The sequence below is a fragment of the Desulfurococcus sp. genome, from assembly GCF_049970475.1.
Classification (GTDB): Archaea; Thermoproteota; Thermoprotei_A; order Sulfolobales; family Desulfurococcaceae; genus Desulfurococcus; species Desulfurococcus amylolyticus.
Genome location: NZ_JBMFMW010000126.1, coordinates 1 through 2,938, shown reverse-complemented (window position 1 = coordinate 2,938; position 2,938 = coordinate 1). Strand labels below are relative to the sequence as shown.

The 2,938-nt window shown below is 44.6% G+C and carries 6 protein-coding genes and 1 pseudogene; all 7 read left to right on the top strand.

The genetic code is table 11. The annotated features are described in order from the left end of the window. Positions 1–17: 17 nt before the first annotated feature. On the top strand, positions 18–170 hold the full coding sequence (gene rpl18a / locus ACP5N5_RS06535; protein ID WP_428134252.1) for a 50S ribosomal protein L18Ae: 153 nt from the start codon (positions 18–20) through the stop codon (positions 168–170). Further along, positions 167–637 carry a prefoldin domain-containing protein gene (locus tag ACP5N5_RS06530; protein ID WP_012608775.1) on the top strand — a complete coding sequence of 157 codons (471 nt, stop codon included), beginning with the start codon at positions 167–169 and terminating at the stop codon, positions 635–637. Before rpl18a ends, ACP5N5_RS06530 begins: the two co-directional genes overlap by 4 nt. Before the next feature lie 5 nt (positions 638–642). Then, positions 643–1,533, top strand: coding sequence for a signal recognition particle-docking protein FtsY (ftsY, locus tag ACP5N5_RS06525; protein ID WP_428134248.1), 891 nt, complete (start codon positions 643–645; stop codon positions 1,531–1,533). Positions 1,534–1,550: 17 nt separating this feature from the next. Then, positions 1,551–1,730: a protein translocase SEC61 complex subunit gamma gene (locus tag ACP5N5_RS06520; RefSeq protein WP_012608773.1), complete on the top strand. Its 180-nt coding sequence runs from the start codon at positions 1,551–1,553 to the stop codon at positions 1,728–1,730. A 5-nt stretch (positions 1,731–1,735) separates the two neighbouring features. After that, positions 1,736–2,227: a transcription elongation factor Spt5 gene (locus tag ACP5N5_RS06515; protein ID WP_012608772.1), complete on the top strand. Its 492-nt coding sequence runs from the start codon at positions 1,736–1,738 to the stop codon at positions 2,225–2,227. A gap of 2 nt (positions 2,228–2,229) precedes the next feature. Next, positions 2,230–2,742 carry a 50S ribosomal protein L11 gene (locus ACP5N5_RS06510; protein ID WP_012608771.1) on the top strand — a complete coding sequence of 171 codons (513 nt, stop codon included), beginning with the start codon at positions 2,230–2,232 and terminating at the stop codon, positions 2,740–2,742. Next, positions 2,742–2,938, top strand: a pseudogene (locus ACP5N5_RS06505) (50S ribosomal protein L1); the annotation flags it as partial. The gene ACP5N5_RS06510 and the pseudogene ACP5N5_RS06505, both read left to right, overlap by 1 nt.

The window sequence follows — 2,938 nt, the reverse complement described above, 5'->3', positions numbered from 1 at the left end:
GTGTAAGTGAGAAAGAGGTGTTAGAGAAAGTATATTCTATACTGGGGAGTAACCATAAGGTGAAGAGGTATCATATAAGAATAGAGAGAATCGAGGAAATAGATCCAAGTGCCTCGAGGGATCCATTCATAAGACAGGTAGCAAACTCTGAGAGGATTGTGAAGCCATGAACTCTGGGAGCGATGCTAAGGAAGTAAAGGAGGCTGGAAGGATTCAATTAGAGGAAATATTAGTGAGGTTTAACGAGTTAAGAGAGTATGCCAATATACTTGCCTCAACAATAAACACTTATCTAACACAGCAGAGAGAGCTGCAACTCGCCTTAGAGACTCTTAAGAACCTGCCTGAGGATGGTGGGGAAGGCTATATAATCCTCGATAGGTTATCCTCAGCGATGATACCTGCAGTAATAAACAAGGAGTGGAGCAAGGGGATACTGGTACACTTAGGGCTGGGCTATTATTTGAAAGCAGATAAGGCTAAAGCGTTGGAGATTATTTCAAAGAGAAGTAGTAATGTTGAGAGAGTACTAGGGGAATTACAGAAGAGGTATAGTGTTGTACTAGAGGAATTAAATAGGCTACAACAGTTGTTATCCCGTGGGTACGGTGGATCTCAGAGCAAGGGTGGAGGATAAGGTAGTTGTTCAAGAAGCTGAGGGAAGTATTCTCCAGGTTTATTGAGACAGCATCATCCCTCCTCTCATCAAGGGAGAAGCTACTGGAGTCGATTGAAGAGCTTAAGCTCAACCTTGTAGCCAATGATGTGGCCTATGAAGTAGCTGAGAACATAGCCTCGGAGTTAACGATGCGTGTTGAGGAGGGATCGATTAAGAGTAGAGAGGAACTCGTAAAGGCGTTAAGGGAGATATTGTTGAGCTACTTCACCGGGTTAAATAGCATTGACTTACTCAGTTTGGCTAATAGTAAGAAGCCATTGAAATTAGTCTTTCTTGGGGTTAACGGCGTGGGGAAGACAACCACTATAGCTAAAGTAGCTGTATACATGAGGGAGAACGGGCTTAAACCCCTAATGGTTGCGGCAGATACTTTCAGGGCTGGAGCCCAGGAGCAGTTGAAGATACACTCAGAGAGAACGGGTATCCCTGTTTTCACTGGTAAATACGGCTCGGATCCGGCTGCCCTGGTCTATGATGCAATACAGTATGGATTGAACAGGGGTTTCAACGTCTTCCTAATTGATACAGCTGGGAGAATGCATGTCGACGTTGACTTGGTGAACGAGCTTAAGAAGATTGTAAGAGTTGCCAAGCCAGATGTAAAAATACTTGTTGTAGATGCTTTAACAGGTAACGATGCATTAGAGCAAGCCAGGTTCTTTAATGAGGCTGTTGGCGTTGACTGCGTAGTGGTTACGAAGGTCGACGCCTATGAAGAAGGAGGCGTACCATTAAGCCTAGTCTACATCTTAAAGAAACCAGTGTTATTCATAGGGGTTGGACAGGACTATAAGGATTTAAAACCTTTTAACCCAATCGAATACGTTGAGAGGATTTTAACTGGTTTACAGTGAAATAGGGGTGTAATGACTTGGATTTACGTGAGCTAGTAGAGGCTTGGAAGAGGATTTTACTAATAGCTACGAAGCCCGAGTGGGATGAGTACTGGACCATATTAAAGATAAGCTTACTCGGGCTAGCCATAGTAGGCGGCATCTCATTCGCTATAAGAATGATATTTTACACGTTTCTCTACCCCTACACTGGGTGATCGGCATGAGTGAATCACAGGAGTCCAGTGGAGGTGCGGCGAAGATATACGCGGTGAAAACAACACTGGGCAGAGAACTGGATACTGCTTTAATTATAGGTATGAGGATCGATGAGATGCGGGCGAGGGGAGAGGAAACCAGTATTGGAAGCATCATCATACCTCCAAATGTAAGGGGCTATGTGTTCATCGAGGTTGAGAGGCTAGGCGAACTCTACAAGGTCATCTCCGATATCAGGTATATTAAAGCCGGTAGGCCGATTAAGGTGTCCTACGAGGAATTCGAGAAGCTTTTGAAGCCTAAACCAGTTATAGAGGAACTTAACGTGGGTGATGAAGTAGAGATCACGAGGGGCCCGTTCAGGGGTATGCGTGCCAGGATAGCGGGCATAGATAGAAATAAAAACATGCTTACAGTGAATATTTTAGAGGCCGCTTTCACAATACCTATTACAATACCAGGTGATTATGTTAAGAAGATAAGTAAGGGTGTGTAGGAATGGTGAAGAAAACCATAAGGGTAATGGTTGAGGGAGGGAAGGCTACACCAGGCCCACCCCTAGGGCCTACCCTATCCCCGTACAAGGTTAACATACCCCAGGTTGTGAAAGCGATTAATGATGCAACAAAGGATTTCGAGGGGTTATCAGTTCCGGTTGAGATAACAATAGACATCGACACCAAGGAGTTCGAGGTAAGGGTTGGCATACCAACTACAACGGCTCTATTAATGAAGGAGGCTGGTGCAAAGCAGCCTACAGGTGACCCGGCTCATCAGAAGATAGGCAATATATCGTTTGAGCAGGTTGTTAAAGTTGCCATATTGAAGAGGGATTCACTAACAGCTAAAACGCTGAGGGCAGCTGTTAAAACAGTCTTGGGCACGGCTAGATCCATAGGTATAACTGTTGATGGAAAGGATCCGAAGGAGGTTCAGAAACTAGTTGATGAAGGTGTTTACGATGAAATCTTATCTAGGTATGAAGAAGAGTGGAGTAAGGGTGGTCAATAATGCCTGTGTATACTCGTGAATCACTGGTTAACGCCATAGAGAAGGCGCTAGCCCTTGGGAAAGGTAGGAGGTTTAAGCAGAGTGTTGAAATGATAGTAGTGCTAAGAGATATCGATGTGAAGGGGCAGGCTGGGAAAATAAGGGAGTTTATAACGCTACCTAAGGGCAGAGGTAAAGAGTTGAGCGTATGTGTGAT

What these genes read in the sequence shown, in the direction of transcription:
- ACP5N5_RS06530 (WP_012608775.1), top strand. Translation starts at nt 167, where the DNA reads ATGAACTCTGGGAGCGATGCTAAGGAAGTAAAGGAGGCTGGAAGGATT.
- ACP5N5_RS06515 (WP_012608772.1), top strand. Translation starts at nt 1,736, where the DNA reads ATGAGTGAATCACAGGAGTCCAGTGGAGGTGCGGCGAAGATATACGCG.
- ACP5N5_RS06510 (WP_012608771.1), top strand. Translation starts at nt 2,230, where the DNA reads ATGGTGAAGAAAACCATAAGGGTAATGGTTGAGGGAGGGAAGGCTACA.